The organism is Priestia sp. FSL R5-0597 (assembly GCF_038006305.1).
Classification (GTDB): domain Bacteria; phylum Bacillota; class Bacilli; order Bacillales; family Bacillaceae_H; genus Priestia; species Priestia zanthoxyli.
This window is the reverse complement of record NZ_JBBOUZ010000001.1, coordinates 3,287,002-3,307,529: the sequence shown is the minus strand read 5'-3', so window position 1 is coordinate 3,307,529 and position 20,528 is coordinate 3,287,002. Positions and strand designations below refer to the sequence as shown.

Annotated in this window: 23 protein-coding genes; 17 read left to right on the top strand and 6 right to left on the bottom strand. The window is 37.7% G+C overall.

Annotated features, from left to right (window positions below):
* Positions 1–41 precede the first annotated feature (41 nt).
* From MKX72_RS17210 to MKX72_RS17195, 4 genes are all read left to right on the top strand, one after another.
* Positions 42–818: an SDR family NAD(P)-dependent oxidoreductase gene (locus MKX72_RS17210; protein ID WP_033580224.1), complete on the top strand. Its 777-nt coding sequence runs from the start codon at positions 42–44 to the stop codon at positions 816–818.
* 195 nt (positions 819–1,013) lie between these two features.
* Entirely contained in the window at positions 1,014–1,694 is a 681-nt protein-coding gene (locus tag MKX72_RS17205; protein WP_034268461.1) for a FadR/GntR family transcriptional regulator, read from the top strand.
* 63 nt (positions 1,695–1,757) lie between these two features.
* The gene (locus MKX72_RS17200; RefSeq protein WP_034268464.1) at positions 1,758–2,945 is read left to right on the top strand and encodes an MFS transporter; all 1,188 of its coding nucleotides are present in this window, start codon (positions 1,758–1,760) and stop codon (positions 2,943–2,945) included.
* Positions 2,946–2,965: 20 nt separating this feature from the next.
* Positions 2,966–3,613: an MOSC domain-containing protein gene (locus tag MKX72_RS17195; RefSeq protein WP_033580228.1), complete on the top strand. Its 648-nt coding sequence runs from the start codon at positions 2,966–2,968 to the stop codon at positions 3,611–3,613.
* A gap of 56 nt (positions 3,614–3,669) precedes the next feature.
* Here MKX72_RS17195 and MKX72_RS17190 read toward each other — a convergent pair whose 3' ends face one another.
* Both MKX72_RS17190 and MKX72_RS17185 read right to left on the bottom strand, forming a co-directional pair.
* Positions 3,670–3,801 carry an FbpB family small basic protein gene (locus MKX72_RS17190; protein ID WP_080754487.1) on the bottom strand — a complete coding sequence of 44 codons (132 nt, stop codon included), beginning with the start codon at positions 3,799–3,801 and terminating at the stop codon, positions 3,670–3,672.
* A 50-nt stretch (positions 3,802–3,851) separates the two neighbouring features.
* Positions 3,852–5,078: a dicarboxylate/amino acid:cation symporter gene (locus MKX72_RS17185; RefSeq protein WP_155007852.1), complete on the bottom strand. Its 1,227-nt coding sequence runs from the start codon at positions 5,076–5,078 to the stop codon at positions 3,852–3,854.
* A gap of 406 nt (positions 5,079–5,484) precedes the next feature.
* Between MKX72_RS17185 and MKX72_RS17180 the strand changes: the two genes are divergently transcribed.
* From MKX72_RS17180 to MKX72_RS17165, 4 genes are all read left to right on the top strand, one after another.
* Positions 5,485–6,699: a threonine synthase gene (locus tag MKX72_RS17180; RefSeq protein WP_155007854.1), complete on the top strand. Its 1,215-nt coding sequence runs from the start codon at positions 5,485–5,487 to the stop codon at positions 6,697–6,699.
* 796 nt (positions 6,700–7,495) lie between these two features.
* Complete coding sequence (locus MKX72_RS17175) at positions 7,496–8,899, top strand: MFS transporter (protein ID WP_033580232.1); 1,404 nt, start codon at positions 7,496–7,498, stop codon at positions 8,897–8,899.
* A gap of 295 nt (positions 8,900–9,194) precedes the next feature.
* On the top strand, positions 9,195–9,398 hold the full coding sequence (locus MKX72_RS17170; RefSeq protein WP_014459099.1) for a cold-shock protein: 204 nt from the start codon (positions 9,195–9,197) through the stop codon (positions 9,396–9,398).
* A 207-nt stretch (positions 9,399–9,605) separates the two neighbouring features.
* The gene (locus MKX72_RS17165) at positions 9,606–9,779 is read left to right on the top strand and encodes a hypothetical protein (protein ID WP_014459100.1); all 174 of its coding nucleotides are present in this window, start codon (positions 9,606–9,608) and stop codon (positions 9,777–9,779) included.
* Between the two features lie 197 nt (positions 9,780–9,976).
* On the opposite strand, the gene MKX72_RS17160 is transcribed toward MKX72_RS17165, so the two are convergent.
* Entirely contained in the window at positions 9,977–10,177 is a 201-nt protein-coding gene (locus MKX72_RS17160; RefSeq protein WP_029714163.1) for a cold-shock protein, read from the bottom strand.
* A gap of 289 nt (positions 10,178–10,466) precedes the next feature.
* Here MKX72_RS17160 and MKX72_RS17155 point away from each other — a divergent pair, with 289 nt between their 5' ends.
* Both MKX72_RS17155 and fbp read left to right on the top strand, forming a co-directional pair.
* Positions 10,467–11,342 (top strand): YitT family protein, encoded by an 876-nt coding sequence (locus MKX72_RS17155; RefSeq protein WP_013058095.1) that lies wholly within the window; start codon positions 10,467–10,469, stop codon positions 11,340–11,342.
* Between the two features lie 867 nt (positions 11,343–12,209).
* The gene (gene fbp / locus MKX72_RS17150; protein WP_155007856.1) at positions 12,210–14,138 is read left to right on the top strand and encodes a fructose-1,6-bisphosphatase; all 1,929 of its coding nucleotides are present in this window, start codon (positions 12,210–12,212) and stop codon (positions 14,136–14,138) included.
* A 42-nt stretch (positions 14,139–14,180) separates the two neighbouring features.
* Here fbp and MKX72_RS17145 read toward each other — a convergent pair whose 3' ends face one another.
* Positions 14,181–14,888 carry a M48 family metallopeptidase gene (locus tag MKX72_RS17145; protein ID WP_033580234.1) on the bottom strand — a complete coding sequence of 236 codons (708 nt, stop codon included), beginning with the start codon at positions 14,886–14,888 and terminating at the stop codon, positions 14,181–14,183.
* Position 14,889: 1 nt separating this feature from the next.
* The gene (locus MKX72_RS17140; protein WP_098112421.1) at positions 14,890–15,393 is read right to left on the bottom strand and encodes a YehS family protein; all 504 of its coding nucleotides are present in this window, start codon (positions 15,391–15,393) and stop codon (positions 14,890–14,892) included.
* Positions 15,394–15,815: 422 nt separating this feature from the next.
* On the opposite strand from MKX72_RS17140, the gene MKX72_RS17135 reads away from it, so the two are divergent.
* From MKX72_RS17135 to phaZ, 3 genes are all read left to right on the top strand, one after another.
* Positions 15,816–16,346 (top strand): ECF transporter S component, encoded by a 531-nt coding sequence (locus tag MKX72_RS17135; protein ID WP_033580236.1) that lies wholly within the window; start codon positions 15,816–15,818, stop codon positions 16,344–16,346.
* A gap of 89 nt (positions 16,347–16,435) precedes the next feature.
* Positions 16,436–16,627, top strand: coding sequence for a hypothetical protein (locus MKX72_RS17130; RefSeq protein WP_013058089.1), 192 nt, complete (start codon positions 16,436–16,438; stop codon positions 16,625–16,627).
* A 207-nt stretch (positions 16,628–16,834) separates the two neighbouring features.
* Complete coding sequence (gene phaZ, locus MKX72_RS17125) at positions 16,835–17,731, top strand: intracellular short-chain-length polyhydroxyalkanoate depolymerase (protein WP_155007858.1); 897 nt, start codon at positions 16,835–16,837, stop codon at positions 17,729–17,731.
* A gap of 220 nt (positions 17,732–17,951) precedes the next feature.
* Here the strand turns inward: phaZ and MKX72_RS17120 are convergent, their stop codons facing one another.
* Positions 17,952–18,518 carry a CBO0543 family protein gene (locus MKX72_RS17120; protein WP_049165673.1) on the bottom strand — a complete coding sequence of 189 codons (567 nt, stop codon included), beginning with the start codon at positions 18,516–18,518 and terminating at the stop codon, positions 17,952–17,954.
* A 166-nt stretch (positions 18,519–18,684) separates the two neighbouring features.
* Between MKX72_RS17120 and MKX72_RS17115 the strand changes: the two genes are divergently transcribed.
* The 4 genes from MKX72_RS17115 (at position 18,685) to MKX72_RS17100 (ending at position 20,528) form a co-directional block, all read left to right on the top strand.
* Entirely contained in the window at positions 18,685–18,954 is a 270-nt protein-coding gene (locus MKX72_RS17115) for a hypothetical protein (RefSeq protein ID WP_033580239.1), read from the top strand.
* Between the two features lie 102 nt (positions 18,955–19,056).
* On the top strand, positions 19,057–19,230 hold the full coding sequence (locus MKX72_RS17110; protein ID WP_155278279.1) for a hypothetical protein: 174 nt from the start codon (positions 19,057–19,059) through the stop codon (positions 19,228–19,230).
* 23 nt (positions 19,231–19,253) lie between these two features.
* A complete protein-coding gene (locus MKX72_RS17105) occupies positions 19,254–19,631 on the top strand; it encodes a hypothetical protein (protein ID WP_047750395.1) in 378 nt (125 codons plus the stop codon).
* Between the two features lie 273 nt (positions 19,632–19,904).
* Positions 19,905–20,528, top strand: coding sequence for an FMN-binding negative transcriptional regulator (locus tag MKX72_RS17100; protein ID WP_155007860.1), 624 nt, complete (start codon positions 19,905–19,907; stop codon positions 20,526–20,528).

Here is a 20,528-nt window from a genome sequence, read left to right as displayed (position 1 = left end):
AATTTGTTGAGATTTTATTAAACGCAAAAGGGGAGAAACGTATGTTTGAAGAAAAAGTAGGGATTATTACGGGTGGAACGTCGGGGATTGGCTTAGCAACAGCGGAATTACTCGCAAAAGAGGGCATGCATCTTGTGATTGCTTCTAGAAATAGTGAAAAAGGAGAAGAAGCTCTTTCTGTATTAAGAAAATGGTCTCCTCACTCTCTTTTTATCAAAACGGATGTAACGAATAGTCAAGATGTTAAAAACCTTGTGAGCCAAACATACTCTGCATTTGGAAAAATTGATGTGGGCTTTAATAATGCGGCTAACACGGAGGCAGCTTCTAATGCTACCCATGAATTCAAAGAAGAAGACTTTGACCATTTAATAAACGTTACGTTAAAAAGCGTATGGCTTTGTATGAAATACCAGCTGCAGGTAATGACCAAACAAAACAGCGGTGTCATCGTGAATACGTCGTCAATGGACGCTATTTTATGTTCAGCAGGGACAGGCGTATATGCGGCCGGCAAAAGCGGTGTGATCGCTTTAACAAAATCAGTTGCTCAGGAATATGGCCATCAAAACATAAGAATTAACTCTCTGTGTCCAGGTGCATTTCGGACATCTATGTTAGAAGAAAAATTTTCTGATCTATCTTCAGAGGAAAAAGCAAAGCTCAATGAATCCTATCAAAAATTAAACGCGCTAGGCAGAATTGGTGATCCGCTTGAAGCCGCAAAAGCAGTAAAATGGCTCCTTTCGGATGACGCATCGTTTGTTACGGGTCAAAATATTATTGTAGACGGCGGGATTGGATTTAGGTTTGAGTAGGCAGGCTTTTAAGTTTAACGGAGCCTTTTTTTACTACTGATAAAGACTTATTAAAATCTAGAAGTAAGGGGCGGTGATTCTCCTTGCTTAATTAGCGTAACGAGCACTCCACGCGCTGCTCCTTAATCTATAGCACTCTTGCCAAACAACATAAATTTGTTTATGATAAAGGTGATATAAACAGGAGATGAGCAGATGAATATACATAATAAACAATCGTTTTCAAAAGTACCGCGTCGAAAGCTAGTGGACGAAGTGCTAGATCAGCTTCAAACGAAAATTTTTTCAGGTCAATATCAGGTGGGAGATCAGCTTCCAACGGAGCCTCAGCTAATGGAAGAGCTGGGGGTAGGGCGATCTACCTTGCGAGAAGCGGTTAAAATTCTTGTTCATGCAAATGTACTGGAAGTGAAACAAGGAAAAGGAACGAGAATTAAGTCTCTTAGCTTCACACAGGATTCGTTTGAAACAAGACTTCAAACGGCAGATATAAATCATATTTATGAAGCGCGTGAAATGCTTGATTTGCAAGTGGCGATGTTAGCGGCGCAGCGTCGAACGGATGAAGACTTGTTAAAGATGAAAGGGCATTTAGATAAACGAAAAAAAGAGCTTGAAAAAGGCAATTACGCTGAATATATAGAAGCGGATATTCAGTTTCATCTTTCGATTGCAGAAGCCAGTAAAAATAATGTTTTAATGGATTTATATCAATCGTTTGTGCCTGTACTGCGACATACGCTGAGTCAGCTCATTTTAAAAACGGTTGATTATAAAGATAATTCCACCATTCATGAAAACTTATTTACCGCTATTTTGAATGGAGATACAGAACAAGCAAAAAAATATGCCGGTCAAAATTTGGAGCTTACCTAAGTTCCTTTTTTAAAAAACTAAACATCAGATGATATACTGAATTAACGAGGAGAGGAATACTACATGAAGTCAAAAGAGAGAATATATGTGTATGTGATTGCTTTATTTTTAGTTTCAATTAATTTACGAATCGGCATTACATCGGTATCGCCTGTGCTTGAGACCATACGTAATCAGCTGGGACTGAGCAATGTTACAGTTAGTTTTTTAACAGCTATTCCTGTGTTATGTATGGGGTTGTTTGCATTGTTTACAGGAAAACTTGAAGGGCTGTGGGGAGTTGAAAAAGTGATTTCTTTTTGCTTAGTGGTGATTGGAATCGCGACGTGTATGAGAGTGGCCGCACACTCAATATCTGTTCTTTTAAGCAGTGCTTTTCTTTTAGGTGTAGGTATTGCCATCGCTGGACCGCTGTTATCGGGATTTATCAAAAAGAAATTTCCAAATAGAATAGGCCTCATGATCGGAATTTACTCCGTGGGCATGGGAACGGGCGCTTCGTTAAGCGCAGGGCTGACGGTACCTTTGCAGCATGTACTGCACGATTCGTGGAATGTAGTTCTTGCTAGCTGGAGCGTGCTGGCCGTGATTGCTCTCATTGTTTGGTCTCCGATTGCGCGTAAATCTCAGCAAGCGTTTGGCTCCAGAAAAAACAAGCTGCCGTTAAAAAATAAAAAAGCCTGGCTGTTTACGCTTTTCTTTGGGCTGCAGGCCGGCATTTTTTACTCTGTGACCACATGGCTAGCGCCAGCCGCACACGATTTGGGCATGAGTAATCAAGAAGCGGGTACGCTTATTACCGTTTTTACGTTCGTTCAAATGGCGTTTAGCTTTTTAATTCCAACGCTAGCCGATTATTATAAAAACCAAACCTTTTGGCTTGTAAGCAGTACATTATTTGCATCAGCGGGTTTAGTTTTCATTCTCTATCCTTTAACCAGTCTTTGGTTTTCTTCGATACTATTAGGAATAGGGCTTGGAGGACTTTTTCCTTTAGCACTTATGCTGCCGTTAAACGAGACAAATTCGCCTCAAGAAGCGAGCTCATGGACAGCTATGATGCAATCAGGGGGATATATTGTAGGAGGGTGCGCTCCGGTTTTATCTGGTTTTGTGCGCGATCTCTTTCATACAAATACGCCGTTATTTTTTGTTTTACTTGTTTTAACAATTTGTTTGCTAGTGCTTACTGCATTCATGCACAAGCGCTCAGAGGTGAAAGAATTATCACATGATGAAAAAATCTATTGATTTAAAAAAGGAGAGAGCATATGGCAGATCACTATCAAGTTCAGTCGCTTAACTACGGAAAAATTGAAACACTTACGTATGGAAAACGAACGTTTCAATCAGCTATTAGAAAAACAGCAGCAGATGAACCCGTCTTTTTAAGTAAGTTGGGGCTAGAAGGTGACGAGCAGGCGTACAAAGATCATGGAGGAGTGGACAAAGCGCTATGTCTGTATCCTTATGATTATTATGAATACTGGAATAACATCATCCAAAACCCTGTTAAAACCGCGTTGTTTGGAGAAAACATCACAACCGTTGGATTAACAGAAAGGAACGCGCACGTCGGGGATATATTTGCATTTGGTGAGTCCATTATTCAAGTATCTGAACCTAGAAATCCTTGTTACAAGCTTGCTGCAAAATATGAAGTGCCGGATATCGTTGTGAAAATGAGAGACACGGGCTATACAGGATTTTTATTTCGCGTTTTAAAAGAAGGCATCGTCTCAGTACAAGATGATTTGATCCTTCTTGAGAAAGATCCGAACGAAGTTTCTATCTCAGCAGTTAATGATGTGAAATTTAAAGACCGGTTTAATAAAGAGAAGCTGGATAGAGTTCTGCAAGCAGAGGCCTTGTCCACTAGTTTAAGAGAGATCTTGCTGAAGCAGTTTCGTTCTGAATAATAATAAAGTTGCTAAAAGATATGAGTATAAAAAATGAAGTGATAAAGCTAACCCTACTAAGTTAGCTTTATCACTTCATGGCGTTTTTCAATACGTTTTTCGATTTTCTCGATTGCTTTTTTATCTTTTAGTAATGCTTGTTTATTTTCTTTTACTAGCTCTTCAAATGATTTTTTCTGTTTAAACAAACTAACACTTCTTTCTCACTATCGTGTTTTTTAATGATGAGGGGGGATGGTTATTTATCCTCGGCATTAAAATGAAACGACTTCTCAGACTTTGCGATCACAACAGTAGCTAAAGAGTTTCCTACGACATTTAACGCTGAACGGCCCATGTCTACAAAGAAATCAACTGCTAATAATAAAGCGACTCCTTCTGCAGGTAAGCCAATTTCTTTAGCTGCAGCTAACAGCACAACGATGACAGCTGAAGGGACGCCTGCTAATCCTTTCGTCATAAGCATTAATAAACCAATAATCACAATAATTTGTTCAAGACTAAGAGGTAGGTTATATACATTGGCAAGAAAGATAATCGCTACACTGATATAGATGCTAGCTCCATCTAGGTTAAAAGAATAGCCCGTTGGTAATACAAAAGAAGTGACAGAACGTGACACTCCGAACTTTTCTAATCGATGAATGAGCAGCGGCATAGAAGCCTCTGAGCTGCGCGTTGTAAACGTTAATAAAATTAAATCTCCGGTTCTTTTTAATAGTTCCTTATAAGGGATACGGAAGATAAGTGCGATAATAGGAAATACAACAAATGCCGTAATGGCAAAAGATAAATACGTAATACCTACAAATTGACCTAAAGAAAGCAAGCTGCCAATCCCGTATTTAGCCACGCTAAAAGAGATAAATCCAAATACGCCAACCGGGGCAAATGATACCGCGTATTCGACTACTTTAAACATCGCTTGTAGCCATGCTTCAAAAAATGTAATAACGGGCTTCGCTTTCTCTTCAAGTGATGTAAGAGCTAACCCTACAAAAATACCAAAGAAGATAATCGGTAACAGCTTTCCTTGCGCCATTGCTTCTACAATATTGCTTGGAATAATACTTAAGAAAAACTGTCCAAAGTCGATCTCTTTTGCCAGGTTTCCTAATGAAGAAGTATCCACTGCACCTACATGCATATGTCCACCTACATTTGTTAGTTTAGCAATGAGTATTCCTAATATAATTAATACTGTAGTCACAATCTCAAAATAGAGAAGCGTTTTAAACGCGACTCGTCCTAGCTTTTTTGTATCATGCATCCCTGTTATTCCTAATACGATTAACGGAAAAACAAGAGGAACAATAACCATTTGAATAAGCTGGATAAACGCTTTTCCTACTATTTCTAACTTCAAACCAACTTCTTTGCTAAAGTAGCCAACCATCAATCCAAGAATTAATCCAATAATTACTTTTAATCCTAAATTAAGCTTAAATCTATTTTTTGTAGCCATCTGTCTAATTCTCCTTGTAGTGTAGTATTGTGTATGTTTTAGTAACCTTTGAGAATTAGACAAGTACACATGCTGTTATTATGCTTATTCACTATGGAAAGTGCGTTCACCTTAATTACCTCCTTCAAATATCTTTTTACATACTAAAACAATTATTCCTATAAGTAAAGTATGGATTTTATTTATTTTTCCCGTTTTTATCTAAAATTACTGGGTTTACTTCTAAAAAAAGTAATATAAATAAAGTCAAAAAAAGCATAAAAACCCTAATTTGATAGGGTTTTTATGCTTTTAATAATGAACAATAAAATGATGGAGATATCATACCTTATAATTCTGATAAAAATACTATAAATTATATTTTATATATAGTATTATGTTTACAGAATTTAAAGGAGTGTGTATGATGCCGTTTAGTTATGTTTCTCACTTATATTGTCCTAAATGTAAAAAAGAATATAGTCCAAAAGAAAAACATCAATTATGTGAATGTGGCTCACCGCTATTGGTAGCGTATGATTTAGAGAGATTGAAAGCTAACTTGACTCCAGAAGCTGTTCAAAGCAGGGAACCAAATTTATGGAGATATCATGAGCTGCTTCCAGTAGAAGATCCTAAAAATGTCGTGTCCTTAGGTGAAGGGATGACTCCGCTTATAAAAATGCCTAAGCTAGGGAAAGAAATGAACATTCCAAACTTATATATGAAAGATGAAGGCATTATTCCAACGGGATCGTTTAAAGCTAGAGGCGCCGCTGTAGGGGTGTCAAAAGCAAAAGAACTTGGCGTTGAACAGTTAGCCATGCCCACAAATGGGAACGCCGGAGCTGCTTGGTCGCTGTATTCGTCGCGCGCTGACATAAAAGCAACCGTTGTCATGCCAAAAGATGCGCCTGTTATTACACGAAATGAGTGTGCTGTCGCTGGAGCTGACCTTTACTTAGTCGATGGACTTATAAGTGATGCGGGTAAAATTGTCGGTGAGGCTATTAAAGCCTGGGGTCTTTATGACGCTTCTACGCTTAAAGAGCCGTACCGAATCGAAGGTAAAAAAACAATGGGCCTAGAAATTGCTGAACAGTTTTCTTGGAATCTTCCTGATGTGATTTTATATCCAACAGGAGGAGGCGTTGGCTTAATTGGAATCTATAAAGCGTTAAATGAATTAAAAGAGCTTGGCTGGATTAAAGGTGATCTTCCTCGTTTAGTTGCGGTACAAGCTGAAAACTGCGCGCCTATTGTAAAAGCATGGAATGAACGAAAACAAGAATCTGAATTTTGGCCGGATTCTTCAACCATCGCCTTTGGTATCAACGTACCAAAAGCAATCGGGGACTTTCTTGTTTTAGAAGCCGTATACAATACAAATGGATGTGCGATTGCGGTCGATGAAGATAAGATTGTGGAAGAACAAAAAAAGATTGCGCAGCTTGAAGGATCGTTTATTTGTCCGGAAGGTGCGGCTACATTTTTAGCTGCACGCCGTTTGCGAGAAGAAGGCTGGATTAAAGAAAACGAAACGGTTGTTGCTTTAAATACAGGGCTTGGAGTTAAATATCCAAATACGGTAGATATTGAAGTACCAATTTTAGAGCGAGATGGCAGCCTTACTAAAAAATAAAGCAAGTGAAAAAATAGATCTCCGTCTAAGTGGAGGTCTATTTTTTATGTCATCGCACACTCACACTTATTTAATGTAAAAAATTGTAATTATCGTGAATCTTTATGTTCAAAACTATATGAGTGAATGTAGGTTTAAAGTTTGTCTTAGGGGGTATCTAAGAGAAGAAAGAGGATATCTTTCAATTTGGAAAAACAGCTTGGTGAGGAGGTTGAGCGAGCATATTACAAAGCTTGAAGAATATGACAAAAGTAGCACTGTAAACCAGTTTGCTTTTACGGTAGAAAACTTCCATGAAGCTACGAACCACGATAGGGAGAAAGGAGCTGAATTTTTATCCCCCGAACCCAGCCAACTCTTGAAATTTTGTTCTAAGGGCAGAATCATACACTGTTACAATTATTAGAACGAGCTTTATAATTTATTACTAAGTTTACATAATTTTTGTAATGAAAACCGTGTATTCATTGCAAAAATGAAGCTTGTATCTAATGGGTTGTGCCAATAATTGTCAGGTGATCTGAGTGGAAATTATGATCCGTGAATTGTACGTTGAAATAAAAAAATTATTTTATTTTTAATTAATTTCTTTATCAACGATTATTCTTTAGCATTTTTTTTGCTCTAACCCCTTTAGCAGCAACCTTTTTTATATTTACCACCAGATGAATATTTTTTGTTTTTTACTTAAAAATAAGTAGTGTTCCAAGACAGTTACGTGTGAATTACAGTAAGTCAAATTTGACTTTACTACTCAGTCTTGTATAATCGTATACCGCGGAGGTGACGTGATGAAATGAAGTTTAACAAGAAAAAAATTAACGTCGTAGATATTGACAAAGCTAAAAAAAGCGTCTTTGCTACAGGAGTAGGAAACGCGATGGAATGGTTTGACTTTGGCTTGTATTCATATTTAGCCGTTATTATTAGTCAAAACTTTTTTAGTGCAGTTGAAAATGATCAGCTCAAATTAGTGTTCACATTTGCCACATTTGCGATTGCCTTTTTAATGCGTCCATTAGGCGGTGTTATATTCGGTAAAATTGGAGACAAGTTAGGAAGGAAAGTCGTTTTAACCACCACCATTATTTTAATGGCCTTTTCCACATTACTCATTGGGTTGTTACCTACATATGATCAAATCGGTATATGGGCACCCATCCTTTTATTAATTGCACGAATCATTCAAGGTTTTTCAACTGGTGGTGAATATGCTGGTGCGATGGTGTATATTGCAGAATCGTCTCCAGACAATAAGCGAAATGTGCTTGGAAGTGGACTAGAAATCGGTACACTTGTTGGCTATATTCTTGCTTCACTGCTAGCCAGCTTACTGTTTTTTGTTCTCTCGGATAAACAGATGGCCTCATGGGGCTGGAGAATTCCCTTCTTATTAGGATTGCCTTTAGGACTTATTGGTTTTTATTTACGAAGAAGTTTAGGGGAAACACCTATTTTTGAAAATGAACTTTCCAACGAAGACGAAGTTGAAGAAGAAAGCTTCCTCTCTATTTTAAAAAATCACAAAAAAGATGTGTTTGTTTGTTTCGTAGCCGTGGCTTTCTTTAACATTACAAACTATATGCTATTATCGTACATGCCTTCTTATTTGAATGAAATTATTGGTTTATCAAACACAGTTGGTACGGTATTAATTACGGCAGTTATGATTTTAATGGTGCCGCTTGCTCTTATGTTTGGAAAACTGAGCGATAAAATCGGAAACAAGAAAGTTTTCTTAATCGGTTTAGGCGGATTGAGCTTACTGTCAGCCTTTTCGTTCTATTTAATCAACTTAAATGGTTTAGTTTTTATTTCAATCGGTATTCTTATTCTAGGTGTTTTACTTGCTACGTATGAAGGAACAATGCCAGGAACGCTGCCAACGATGTTCTACACAGATATTCGCTACCGAACATTAGCGATTACGTTTAATGTTTCAGTTTCTATCTTTGGTGGAACGACGCCATTAGTTGCGACATGGTTAGTTCACGCAACGGGCAATCACTTAGCTCCAGCGTTCTATTTAACGATTGTGAGCATCATCGGATTTTTCGTAATCTTGTTCCTGTTCGCGAACACGGCAGGAAAATCACTGAAAGGTTCATACCCTACAGTTGCTTCTAAGTCTGAGTACAATGAAGCGGTTGAAAATCCAAAAGATTCATTATGGTGGCACACAGAGCAAACAGAAAAATAAAGTAAATAATAAGCAGCTGCTACATTCACTGCTGCGTAAAATAGGAACACTCAAAAAGAGCCTTCTCTTTGTATAGAGCTACAAAGAGAAGGCTCTTTTTATCGTTCGATGATTTATTCCATTTCCTGTATTTGCTATCTGCGGTTCCGTATGTTACGATTAAATTAATTATTTTTGTTCGGTATAGGATTGAGAGAAGAGAAATCTCTTCAATAGAATTTTTTATCTTAAGATAGTATGGTTGGACAAGGGTAGTAATACAACCGTGGAGTATTCCACACCAGGAGGCACTATTATGGAACAAGGTACAGTGAAATGGTTTAATGCAGACAAAGGCTTCGGCTTTATTGAAGTTGAAGGCGGAGACGATGTATTCGTACATTTCAGCTCTATTCAAGGTGAAGGCTTTAAATCGTTAGAAGAAGGTCAAAAAGTAACGTTTGACATTGAACAAGGTCAACGCGGAGCACAAGCTGCTAACGTTCATAAAGTAGCATAATTAATCCAACGTAAAAAGACTCCACATAGGGGTCTTTTTGCTTTGGATTTTAATAATTAAAAAAGAAATCTTCATTGGACTAGCCGTTGGAAAAGGTTGCTGACTATCAGAATGCTGATAAGGTCTCAAATATAAGCTGCACATTATATTTCCCGATAAATAAAGTTAAAAATTTGATTGGTTTTGATACGAGAGAGGATGAAGGATATGAGTATAAGCTTATTTGCTAATGGAGAAACAGTAAGTATAAAAGCATCTAATGAAATAGTGATCATCTTAAAAAGTCATTATGTGAAAAATATGAAAAGATATTCTTATACAGTTGATAAATATCCCAGTACATTTTTCTTTGAAGAAGAGTTAATGAAGCACGAATCATAATTATTCATGAAGAAATATTGATTTATAGTTTGGATTCCGCCAATACTATGCTATACTGAGTTTACCATTTGTATTACCGATTACTATTTTTGTATTAATAAGCCCTATTCCTCAGTGGATAGGGTTTTATTATTACATTTTCAAAGTAATGAAAAAGACAGACTCCATGGAGTCTGTCTTTTTCTATTTATGACGGATTACGCTTTTTGAACGTTAGTAGCTTGAGGGCCGCGTTGACCTTGTTCTACTTCAAATGTAACTTCTTGACCTTCGTCTAAAGATTTGAAGCCTTCGCTTTGGATTGCTGAGAAATGTACAAATACATCGTCTCCGTTTTCGCGTTCGATGAATCCAAAACCTTTTTCTGCGTTAAACCATTTTACTTTACCTTGTTCCATAATTGTTGCCTCCTAGTGTGACACGCACACATTGTGTTACTATCCTTGCTCAAATCTATAGACGAAAGTTATGTAACTTATCAATCTTTGCCGAACAAAAATAATTCTTCTTAAACTTAACAGAAATGATGACGTATTGCAAGGATAGAGTCTGTATAGCTAGAAGTTCGCCTTTGTCTATTTTGCACTATGTGAGCTAAAAACCGATACGTAAGCCTCCTCAGTTCAAATAAAGAGAATGTTTGTGGTACACTTAAATAGTAAAAAACATTTAAAAGCGAGGAATTATATGAACACAACTAAAAAACACCACAGGCCTAAGCGGCTAAAAATTGCTTTCCGAGCACTAATGGTCATTATCGGAGGGATTATTGCAGCTTACGGCTTAGAAACTGTCTTAATTCCAAACCACGTCTCAGATGGAGGAGTAACAGGCATTAGTATCGTTGCGTCAAACCTATTTGGCTTACCACTAGGAGTTCTCATTGCCGTTATTAACATTCCTTTTGTATGGTTAGGGTATCAACAAATCGGGAAAAGTTTTGCTATATTTTCCATCCTCGGAATCGTCTCACTAGCTGTCGGTACAAGCCTCATGCATCATACTCCAGCGATTATTGAAGGAGATACACTACTCGTAACCGTTGTCGGCGGTATTATCCTTGGTTTTGGAATGGGAATTGCACTGCGTAATGGCGGCGCGCTAGATGGCATCGATATGCTAGCTGTACTGCTTTCTCGAAAATTGCCGTTTGGAACAAGTGATCTTATTTTGTTCTTAAATGCGTTTGTCTTTATTTTTGTTTCATTAGTATTTGGTCTGCAAGGCGCGATTCTTTCTGCAATTGCATACTTTATTGCATCCAAAGTTATTCACATCGTAGAAGTAGGTCTAAGCGGATCGAAAACCTTCCAGATTATCACTTCTCAGCCTGCGTTAATGGTAGAGACAATACGTGATCGTTTAGGTCGAAGCGCTACATATAAAGAAGCTTACGGCGGATACTCTCATGAGAAATTCAAGGAAATCACATGTGTAATCAACCGCTTGGAAGAAAGCAAAATGAAAGAAATTATCAATGAAATTGACCCGACGGCTTTTGTTACGGTATATGACGTAGCCGAAGTTAAAGGCGGTAATTTCCGAAAGAATAATATTCACTAACATCATCAATACATTGTAAGAACACTCTACTACATCCTTTTTTACTTAGGCGTGTAGAGATAAGAAAAAGCAGCGTGATGTTTTACATCCGCTGCTTTTTTATATCGTAAAATCCACTTGCTGAGCGGAGGGTTTTAAAATCGGATATGCTGAAAAAATGAGACGGTCAGAGTTAAAGTAGATAGGGTACCTGCATACATTCACGTAATGATTTTTCCTTTGTATTTCTTCCTTGGAAATTTGACAACAGCGTTCCATATTATAATAGAAGCAATTGTTACTCGGAAAAGCCACATACAACTTCTTCCGCCGTCAAACAGCAGACTCAGATAGCCTACGTGTACCATATGTATTTGTATTCATTTTCCTCTCGTGCTGTATTTAACAAAGCCAACAGAAAAAATCTCTGAACGTAGAAGAACAGAGATTCAACAGAATGATGATTCTTATATCATACAAAGGATGACTTTTCCTGTCTCAGAAAGGTCATCTTTATCGTACCACCAGAAAGGACTTGGCGCTGTGCGTTTTCTCACAGCGGGGGAAGAAAAACTCTGCTATTGTATAGAGGGCGGAGTAAACTTTCTTAATTATGTGCGCTTCTTTCATATGTATCGAACCTGCTGACTAAGATCAGCAGGTTTTTTTTGTTACCAGCTAGCTATCATCTTCAAGGGGGCAAGACCGCTTAATCTTTATAGACAAATAGACTTTATACCATTTTACCCATACGTAAAATAGGTTAAAATAAAGGGGTGAGGCGTGGAGAGAAAAGAGAAGAGTTAAATAAAAGGTATTTAACATCATAATCACAAGCTTGATGAGTGATTGTACTAAATGGTGAACGTTGAAAGGGGATACATAGTTTTGAACACAAAATATCTAGATTTACTTGCACAAAAGTATGATACGGAAGAAAAAGTGGTAACCGAAATTATTAACCTTGAAGCTATTCTTCATCTGCCAAAGGGGACTGAACATTTTGTCAGTGATTTACACGGCGAATATCAAGCTTTTCAGCACGTGCTGCGAAATGGTTCAGGAAATGTAAAAGAGAAAATCAAAGACCTTTTTAAAAATGTATTATCTGACAAAGAAATCAATGAATTTGCGACATTAGTGTATTATCCTGAAGAAAAATTACCGTTGATTAAAGCGCAGTTTCGAAACAAACGAGAACTATATGAATGGTATAAAGAAATCATCGATCGTATGCTTAATCTCATCTCGTACGCTTCTTCTAAATACACGCGCTCTAAACTGCGTAAAGCGTTGCCGGATCAATTTGTGTACATTATTGAAGAGCTGCTATATAAAACGGATGAATTTACAAATAAAGAACAGTACTATACAAAGATTGTTCAGCAGATTATTTCTTTAGGGCAAGCCGATAAGCTTATTATAGGGCTAGCTTATACGACGCAAAGATTGGTTGTGGACCATCTGCACGTAGTAGGGGATATTTATGATCGTGGACCTGAACCGGATAAAATTATGGATACGCTGATTAACTATCACTCCGTTGATATTCAGTGGGGAAACCACGATGTGCTATGGCTAGGCGCTTTTGCGGGCTCGAAAGTGTGTCTTGCCAATATTATTCGGATCTGCGCGAGATACGACAATCTAGATATTATTGAAGACGTATATGGCATTAACCTGAGACCGCTGCTTAACTTGGCGGAGAAATATTATGATGATAATCCTGCTTTTAGACCAAAAGTAAGCTCGAGTGACAAACTATCCGATCACGAGCGACTACAAATTACGAAAATTCATCAGGCCATTGCGATGATTCAGTTCAAGCTTGAAAGTCCGATTATAAAAAGACGTCCTTTCTTTAATATGTCAGAAAGGCTGCTGCTTGAAAAAATTGATTATGATAAAAATGAAATTAAGATATACGGAAACACGTATCCGCTAGAAAACAGCTGCTTTGCAACGGTTAACCCTGAGCAGCCTGATAAGCTATTAGAAGAGGAAGAGCAGGTAATGGAAAGACTGCTGCTTTCCGTGCAGCATTCGGAAAAGCTGGCGAGACATATGAAGTTTCTGATGAAAAAAGGCAGCCTTTATTTGAAATACAACGGAAACTTATTAATACACGGCTGCATTCCTTTAGATGAAGAAGGAAACATGGAAAAAATGACGATAGAAGATAAAACGTATGCAGGCCGTAACTTGCTTGATGTGTTTGAACATTATTTACAGGAGGCTTTTGCACACCCTGAAGAAACGGATGATTTGGCAACAGATATGGTCTGGTACCTATGGACAGGAGAATATTCATCACTTTTTGGGAAACGCGCTATGACGACGTTTGAACGATATTTTATCAGTGATAAAGCAACGCATAAAGAGAAGAAGAATCCATACTACTATTTACGGGAAAATGAGGAAGTCTGCCAAAACATCCTCGCAGAATTTAATTTGAATCCTGATCATGGTCATATTATTAATGGTCATACGCCTGTCAAAGAAATTGAAGGAGAAAACCCGGTCAAAGCAAATGGAAAGATGATTGTTATTGACGGCGGTTTTTCAAAAGCGTATCAATCCACAACAGGTATCGCTGGATATACATTATTATATAATTCTTACGGCATGCAGCTAGTTGCTCACAAACACTTTAATTCAAAAGAAGAGATTTTATTAGAAGGAACGGACGTTTTATCCGTAAAGCGATTGGTTGATAAAGAATTAGAAAGAAAAATGGTTTTAGAAACAAACGTCGGAGAAGAATTGTTAAAAGAAATTTCGATTTTAAAAGATTTACGAAAATATCGCTATAGTTAAAAATACGAAAAGAGCAGGATGCCTAAAGGCTCCTGCTCTTTTTTACACGGTCATTTCCCAGCTCGACATTTCCAGCCAGTGCTCTTGTTCACGATAATCGGGCATGATTTTCCCGACAAGACGCCAAAAGGAACGATCATGATTCATGTGAACCATGTGGCACATTTCATGAACGACTACGTAATCAATGACGTGCTGCGGTGCCATTGCCAGCCGCCAGTTGAAGGTTAGCTGACGCTTAGAATCACACGTGCCCCACGCTTTTTTGCTATCCGAAATCGAAATGGATCGCGGCTTTGTTTTAAAATGTTTTTGATAGGAGGAGATACTTTTGGTTACGAGCGCTTTACATTGTTGATAGTAAAAACGTTTGAGCGCTTGTTTTATCGCTTCATCGTCGTGCTGATTGACATAAATCTGAAGCGTGTTCGCTTCAAACACTACAGAATCCTTTGTAATGGTCGAATCGTGATGAATCTGTATCGGATAGTTTTTTCCTACATATAAAAAGCTTTCTCCGTGTTCATAGACTTTTTTCTTGGGTCCATGCGTTCTATCTTTCATTTCATTTATTTTTTGCTGAATTAATGCCCAGTTGTTCTCTAATAACATACGTACTTGTTCAGTAGAGGTTCCTTTAGGAGCAAGGACTTCGACCGTTCCGTATCCGTCTACTTTAATTGCAAAAGAACTTCGGTTTTTATATCGTATTTCATAATGGATACTCTGATTTGAAAAAGTGTGTATCATGTTATCCTCTATATTGTACGGTTAAGCCTCTTAGGAATTTTCGAGCAAAATTCTCTTTGCACGGTTTGTAATTTTTATGGCCTTTTTTTCGTAATAAAGCACCTAATTCTGCTTTAGATACACGTATTCCACCGTCGTCAAATACTTCTAACATCTCTTCGCTTGTTAGGGATAAAGCGATTTTCACTTTCTTTAATAAGACATTATACATATTTTGATTGCTCTGAACCGGCGCTGGAGGTGCTTGCCCTGGTTTAGGATCTTGTTTTCCTCTTTTAAAGGTAATAAAACCGTTTAAAAAAGAATCTAACATACTGTTCGTGCACGGTATATGATCGTCCGCATGAACTGCATCCTCGTCTTCTTCATCCGGTGTTCTCGTAAGGATTTTTAATACGTCTTCTTTGGTTACATCTTCTCCGCCAAGAGTAAAGATCTCTACCATTTCTGTATTTTTTAAATCCAAGGCATATCGTAATCTAATTAAAATATCGTTATTATCCATTCTTGCTCCTCCTATAACTTGCTTGCTGTATGTAAAAATTATGACTGCCACAATCTGAACGGACTTGGTCAATATCAGTACAATTATAGTAACAGGTTCCGCTGGAATTCTAAGTTATTCCATTCATTTCTACAAACATATAACTTCTCATATTTATCAGCCTTCGTCAACTCTTGAAAAAGAACGATTTGCTCATATTATGTCCGAACAGACACTTTGCCATAACAAAAATTAGGAGGTGAAGTCTGCTAAAGGAAGGAGAGGCAGCTTTATTTTTTTAAGAACGGATAGGACAATTTTTGAAGTTAGCGGATCTCTGTGTGCTGCTAGAATGATATACCCTACTAAATAAATAGTTTTACATATTTATTTAGTATCCAAATAGGAGTATGATAGTAGTAAAAAAAGAAAGAGGTCAACAGATGAATTCAACATACTCACCAAGAGAATCAACCAAAATCAAAGCTTTATCCATGCATGCGCTTTTTATCGCACTGACGTTTGTAGCGACAATGTTTATCAACATCAAGCTTCCAATCATGGGTAACGGAGGCCTCATCCATTTAGGCAACGTTCCTCTTTTTATAGCGGCCTTTATTTACGGTAAAAAAACAGGAGCCATCGCCGGCGCTTTTGGAATGGGGTTATTCGATCTGATCTCGGGATGGACAGCATGGGCACCGTTTACGTTTATTATTGTAGGGGCCATGGGCTTTTTAGCAGGTCTTATCTCTGAAAAAGCACCTGGTAAAAGAGCACTTGTCAACACACTGGCAGTTGTTGCTGCGCTGATTGTGAAAATCGTGGGCTACTATTTTGCCGAAGTGATTCTTTACGGTAACTGGATCCTTCCGCTTGGCTCTATACCAGGCAATGTGATGCAAGTTGTTATCGCCGGTATCATTGTCGTTCCGCTTGTAGCGCGCTTAAAGAACAGAGCGGTACAAATTTAATCCGTCAATCGTAAGTCGTTTTACCATTATCCTATCCTTAAGTGATATACTTGATAGATATTCATCAAGTGAAAGGAGCGGAAAACACCATGAAATATCTAAAATCACAGATGAAGCAGCTCATTAAAGACAATCAGGAACTGCAAGGTAAGCTGAATGGACTGATGAAAGAGCACAGCCTTGAAAAAAACTTTGCTCTTAAAGCTCTCTACCATGCAGAAGTGGCTGAAGGCGGGAAATATCAGCTTGCTTATCAAGCATTAGACGCACCGAAAAAGTAATGGCCTTGTTGCTCATTCGTATATTTCTTCATAATAAAAAGGCAGCCGAATCGCGTATTTGGCTGCTTTTTTTAGCAAATAGAATGACGCACAATCATCTTGGTGTTTGTACAACTTCTTTTGAACTGCTTAACTCTAGATAAATAGGGTATGTAAAAATTAAAGATAGCTATCGTTCTAATCATATAAGAAAAGAGGAAAATAGCGATGACCGTATCTGCTTTAGAACAAGCAAAAGTAGAATTACCGAATGGAGAAACAGTAAATTACCGAATGAAAAAAGGCGGAAAAGAGGTGCTTTTGTTAATTCACGGAAACATGAATTCTTCCCTTAACTGGGATGTGTTAGTGAACGAACTGCCAGAACATATCACAGCTTATGCCATCGACCTAAGAGGGTTTGGAGACTCCACTTATCATACACCTATCCACACAATCAAAGACTTATCAGATGATGTCAAACTGTTTGCACATGCTTTAAAGTTGTCTGCTTTTACAATAAGCGGGTGGTCATTAGGAGGAGCAGTTGCTATGCAATATGTGATTGATCATCCGAATGATGCCAAAAATTTAATCCTATTAAGCTCCGTCAACATCAAAGGCTATCCCATTCCAAGAAGAACGTTTCTAGAACTGCCTATTCCTAACAATTTTATACAAACCAAAGAAGAAGTAAAAGAAGCATTTAGAATGGTAGAAAACGCGAAAGAAACAAAAAACACATGGTTTTTAAAAATGATGCTGCGTCAATTTTTATATACAAAAAATAAGCCGTCTGCTGATCAATTTGAAAAGTATTTAGAAGGAACGATCAAGCAGCGAAACTTAATTGATATCAATTACGCACTCATGAGATTTAACATTTCAAACGATTTTAACGGTGTTGTTCAAGGGACAGGAGAGGTGGAAAAAATCACGATTCCTACTATGGTTATTCAAGGAGATGAAGATAAAATGGTTTCAACAAGAGATGCATCTGACATCGCAAAAGGCATAGGGGAAAATGCAACGTTAAAAATCATGAAAGGTGTAGGCCACTGCCCGTTGTTAGATGATTTAAGCAGTTTAATGGACTTATACAACGCTAAGTTAAGCAGGGCTTAGGAAAAGCGAGATTTTCTTTCCTAACAAAAGTTTTATAGTTGCTAGATGCAGCATGTTCTAAATCCACACAAGAAAAATGGGCTGCCTGAAAAAGAGATACTGTGTGATGAAAAAAGCGTGCTATCTTTTGAGGAAGCTGACAGGGAGTAAATAAAGCCACTACAAAAAACGTAAGGTCTTTGCAAAGAGGCTTACGTTTTTTTACATGCACTCAACATATTCAATTCTGCTTTTCAAAATAAAGAAACAGATTGGTAATCCATTTTGATAGCAGTATTACACCGAGATAAAATACAAATAAATAACCGTAAGTAGCCCATTCATGCAGCTGGAAAAAGCCGATTCCTGTTAATAATGGTTTAAAAATAAAAGCAAAAAATAAACAAAGAGCCGTTGCGTATAAATAATAATTTTTATGACGGTTGGTCGTCCATTGGTAAAGCAACATAAAAGAGACAGGAATAAGCGAAGCATCTAGGCTAAAGCTTACGGGTATGATTGTGTTGATTTGGTAAGGATACGTCCACAGCCCGTTATAAACGCCAGCGGTATCACTATAGTGAAACCAAACGTGCACGTTAAATCCATAAAACCCTAGATGAAAAGCTTTTTTTCGATCAATAAAAAAATAGAGAATGACTAAAGGCAAAATAAAAGCGCCCAAGGTCACCCAAAACTGCCAAGAGCTTGGACTCGAGTAGTGATGCCAATATTCAGCCCACGTTTTGGAGAGATCTTCCTGTATGCTATGTATTTTTTCAAGATATTCCTTTTGATTGGTTGTCAACGTGATCCATCCTTTTTAAGTAAGAAAAGTTTTTTATTTTTAAACTGCCCTTTTCTTAAGGTTTGGATACCTTTCCCTGTTGAGTTGTTTGTATTTTTCTGCACGTACATTTTAACTGGCCTTTATGCTAAAATAGGAGGTATAAAAAGGAAAAAGAAGGGAACGTATGGATAGTTCTATTTTAAACATAGTGATAGCGGTTTTTTCTATGATGGCCGGGTTAATCATCCTTTCTTTATCTCGATCATTATCCGATGAATCAATGAAGCGGGTTCGGATTAGAGGGCTTCTTATCCCCATGTACTGGATAGCTAAAGGATGCTTTGGCATATCGTTTGAGAGGTTTGCACGTAAAACGATGTATGTATTCGGTGTAATCTGCATGCTTACGTCGATTTTGCTGCTCGGAGAGGCCGTTTATCAGCTAATTATCTAAAAAGCAGTTAAAGTAACTGCTTTTTTCCATTTTTATGAAACTTTTAGCGTGGTTTTTACGTATAAAAGGTATCAATAAAATAGGAGAAAAAGGAGTGGTTTTTTGCCTGAAGAAAAGAAAAAGACAGATTATCTAGGAATGGGATTAGGTCTGGGCATTGCGATGGGGGCTTCTCTTGGGATGATGATGGATAATATTGGGTTTGGTATTGCGATTGGGACCTCATTAGGCGTTGTTTTTGGAACGACGATGAATCAAAGAAACAATAAGGAATAGATTTCTGAAGAAAGGAGTAGAGAATGAAATATTTTGACGAAGCAAAAGAACTATGGGTAAACTATGTCCCGAGAAATGGGCAGTCGGATATTGTAGAAGGAGAGGTTATCCGAGCTATTGAAAAGCTCCGCTGTGAAGCTCAAGGAAACGGAAATGCCAATTGGGACAGCGGGTTTGAGATGCTGGTGTTATATATATTAGACGTATTAAATGACCCGGACGTATTCAGCGCAGCTATGCTAGCCGAAATAAAAGCCGATGTTCACACCTTGCTCACTTCGGCAGAAGATCCGTATTTAGAAGACGACGTATACGATCGCTTGACGGATTGCGTCATTGAGTGGCATATAGCCAAAGGCGGACCTATCAAACGAGAAAAAAATCCTCAATTATATAGATAAGCGAGAAAAAGGAGCTGTTTTAAACGGGCTCTTCTTTTTTTGATCCCCAACGCTTTGCTTAACCAACAACTATCTAATTGCATCATGTGCTAAATAAATACATATTAAAAATCAGCGGTTTACATCACAGCAGTGTAGCATAAGCTTCTTAAAAAATCGATTCATAAACGATTAAATGTTTGCTGACCTCTATAAAAAGTTTATAACTGACGCTGTTGCAAACACCTGTATTATTATATTCTTTACTAAATAAAAGATAAAGGAGAAGCGCCGATGTATATTCCAAAGTATTTTAAAGTAAATGATGAACAAATCATGTATGATTTTATTGAAGACAATGGATTCGCCACTTTGTTTTCGTATCATAATGAAAAGTCTTATGCTACTCATTTGCCCTTGATGTTAGATCGGAAAGAAAAAGCTTTATACGGGCATTTTGCTCGTCCGAATCAGCAGTGGAAAGATGCTGAAAATCAAGAAATTTTGGTTGTGTTTCAAGGGCCTCACTGCTATATTTCACCGTCTTGGTATGAAACGAATCAAGCTGTACCAACATGGAATTATGAAGCTGTTCACGTGTATGGAACCATGAAAATGATTGAAGAACCAACAGAACTGCTTGGGCTGCTGAGTAAGATGGTAGAAAAATATGAAAGCCCGAGTAGTAGATATACACTAAATGACGTTGACCCTGCTTATATGAATGGTTTAAGCAAAGGAATCGTTGGATTTAAAATCGATATCACTAAAATGGAAGGCAAACAAAAGATAAGTCAAAATCATTCAGCAGAGAGACAGCAGCTAGTTATAGAAAAATTAGAGCAGACGTCGCGTGAAAATGAAACAAAAATTGCGGAGCTGATGAAACAAAATGTGCAGCGCGTGCTTAAGAAGTAA

Coding starts and splice junctions, on each gene's coding strand:
- MKX72_RS17210 (WP_033580224.1), top strand. CDS start 42: ATGTTTGAAGAAAAAGTAGGGATTATTACGGGTGGAACGTCGGGGATT.
- MKX72_RS17205 (WP_034268461.1), top strand. CDS start 1,014: ATGAATATACATAATAAACAATCGTTTTCAAAAGTACCGCGTCGAAAG.
- MKX72_RS17200 (WP_034268464.1), top strand. CDS start 1,758: ATGAAGTCAAAAGAGAGAATATATGTGTATGTGATTGCTTTATTTTTA.
- MKX72_RS17195 (WP_033580228.1), top strand. CDS start 2,966: ATGGCAGATCACTATCAAGTTCAGTCGCTTAACTACGGAAAAATTGAA.
- MKX72_RS17185 (WP_155007852.1), bottom strand. CDS start 5,078: ATGGCTACAAAAAATAGATTTAAGCTTAATTTAGGATTAAAAGTAATT.
- MKX72_RS17180 (WP_155007854.1), top strand. CDS start 5,485: ATGCCGTTTAGTTATGTTTCTCACTTATATTGTCCTAAATGTAAAAAA.
- MKX72_RS17175 (WP_033580232.1), top strand. CDS start 7,496: ATGAAGTTTAACAAGAAAAAAATTAACGTCGTAGATATTGACAAAGCT.
- MKX72_RS17170 (WP_014459099.1), top strand. CDS start 9,195: ATGGAACAAGGTACAGTGAAATGGTTTAATGCAGACAAAGGCTTCGGC.
- MKX72_RS17165 (WP_014459100.1), top strand. CDS start 9,606: ATGAGTATAAGCTTATTTGCTAATGGAGAAACAGTAAGTATAAAAGCA.
- MKX72_RS17160 (WP_029714163.1), bottom strand. CDS start 10,177: ATGGAACAAGGTAAAGTAAAATGGTTTAACGCAGAAAAAGGTTTTGGA.
- MKX72_RS17155 (WP_013058095.1), top strand. CDS start 10,467: ATGAACACAACTAAAAAACACCACAGGCCTAAGCGGCTAAAAATTGCT.
- MKX72_RS17145 (WP_033580234.1), bottom strand. CDS start 14,888: ATGATACACACTTTTTCAAATCAGAGTATCCATTATGAAATACGATAT.
- MKX72_RS17140 (WP_098112421.1), bottom strand. CDS start 15,393: ATGGATAATAACGATATTTTAATTAGATTACGATATGCCTTGGATTTA.
- MKX72_RS17135 (WP_033580236.1), top strand. CDS start 15,816: ATGAATTCAACATACTCACCAAGAGAATCAACCAAAATCAAAGCTTTA.
- MKX72_RS17130 (WP_013058089.1), top strand. CDS start 16,436: ATGAAATATCTAAAATCACAGATGAAGCAGCTCATTAAAGACAATCAG.
- phaZ (WP_155007858.1), top strand. CDS start 16,835: ATGACCGTATCTGCTTTAGAACAAGCAAAAGTAGAATTACCGAATGGA.
- MKX72_RS17115 (WP_033580239.1), top strand. CDS start 18,685: ATGGATAGTTCTATTTTAAACATAGTGATAGCGGTTTTTTCTATGATG.
- MKX72_RS17105 (WP_047750395.1), top strand. CDS start 19,254: ATGAAATATTTTGACGAAGCAAAAGAACTATGGGTAAACTATGTCCCG.
- MKX72_RS17100 (WP_155007860.1), top strand. CDS start 19,905: ATGTATATTCCAAAGTATTTTAAAGTAAATGATGAACAAATCATGTAT.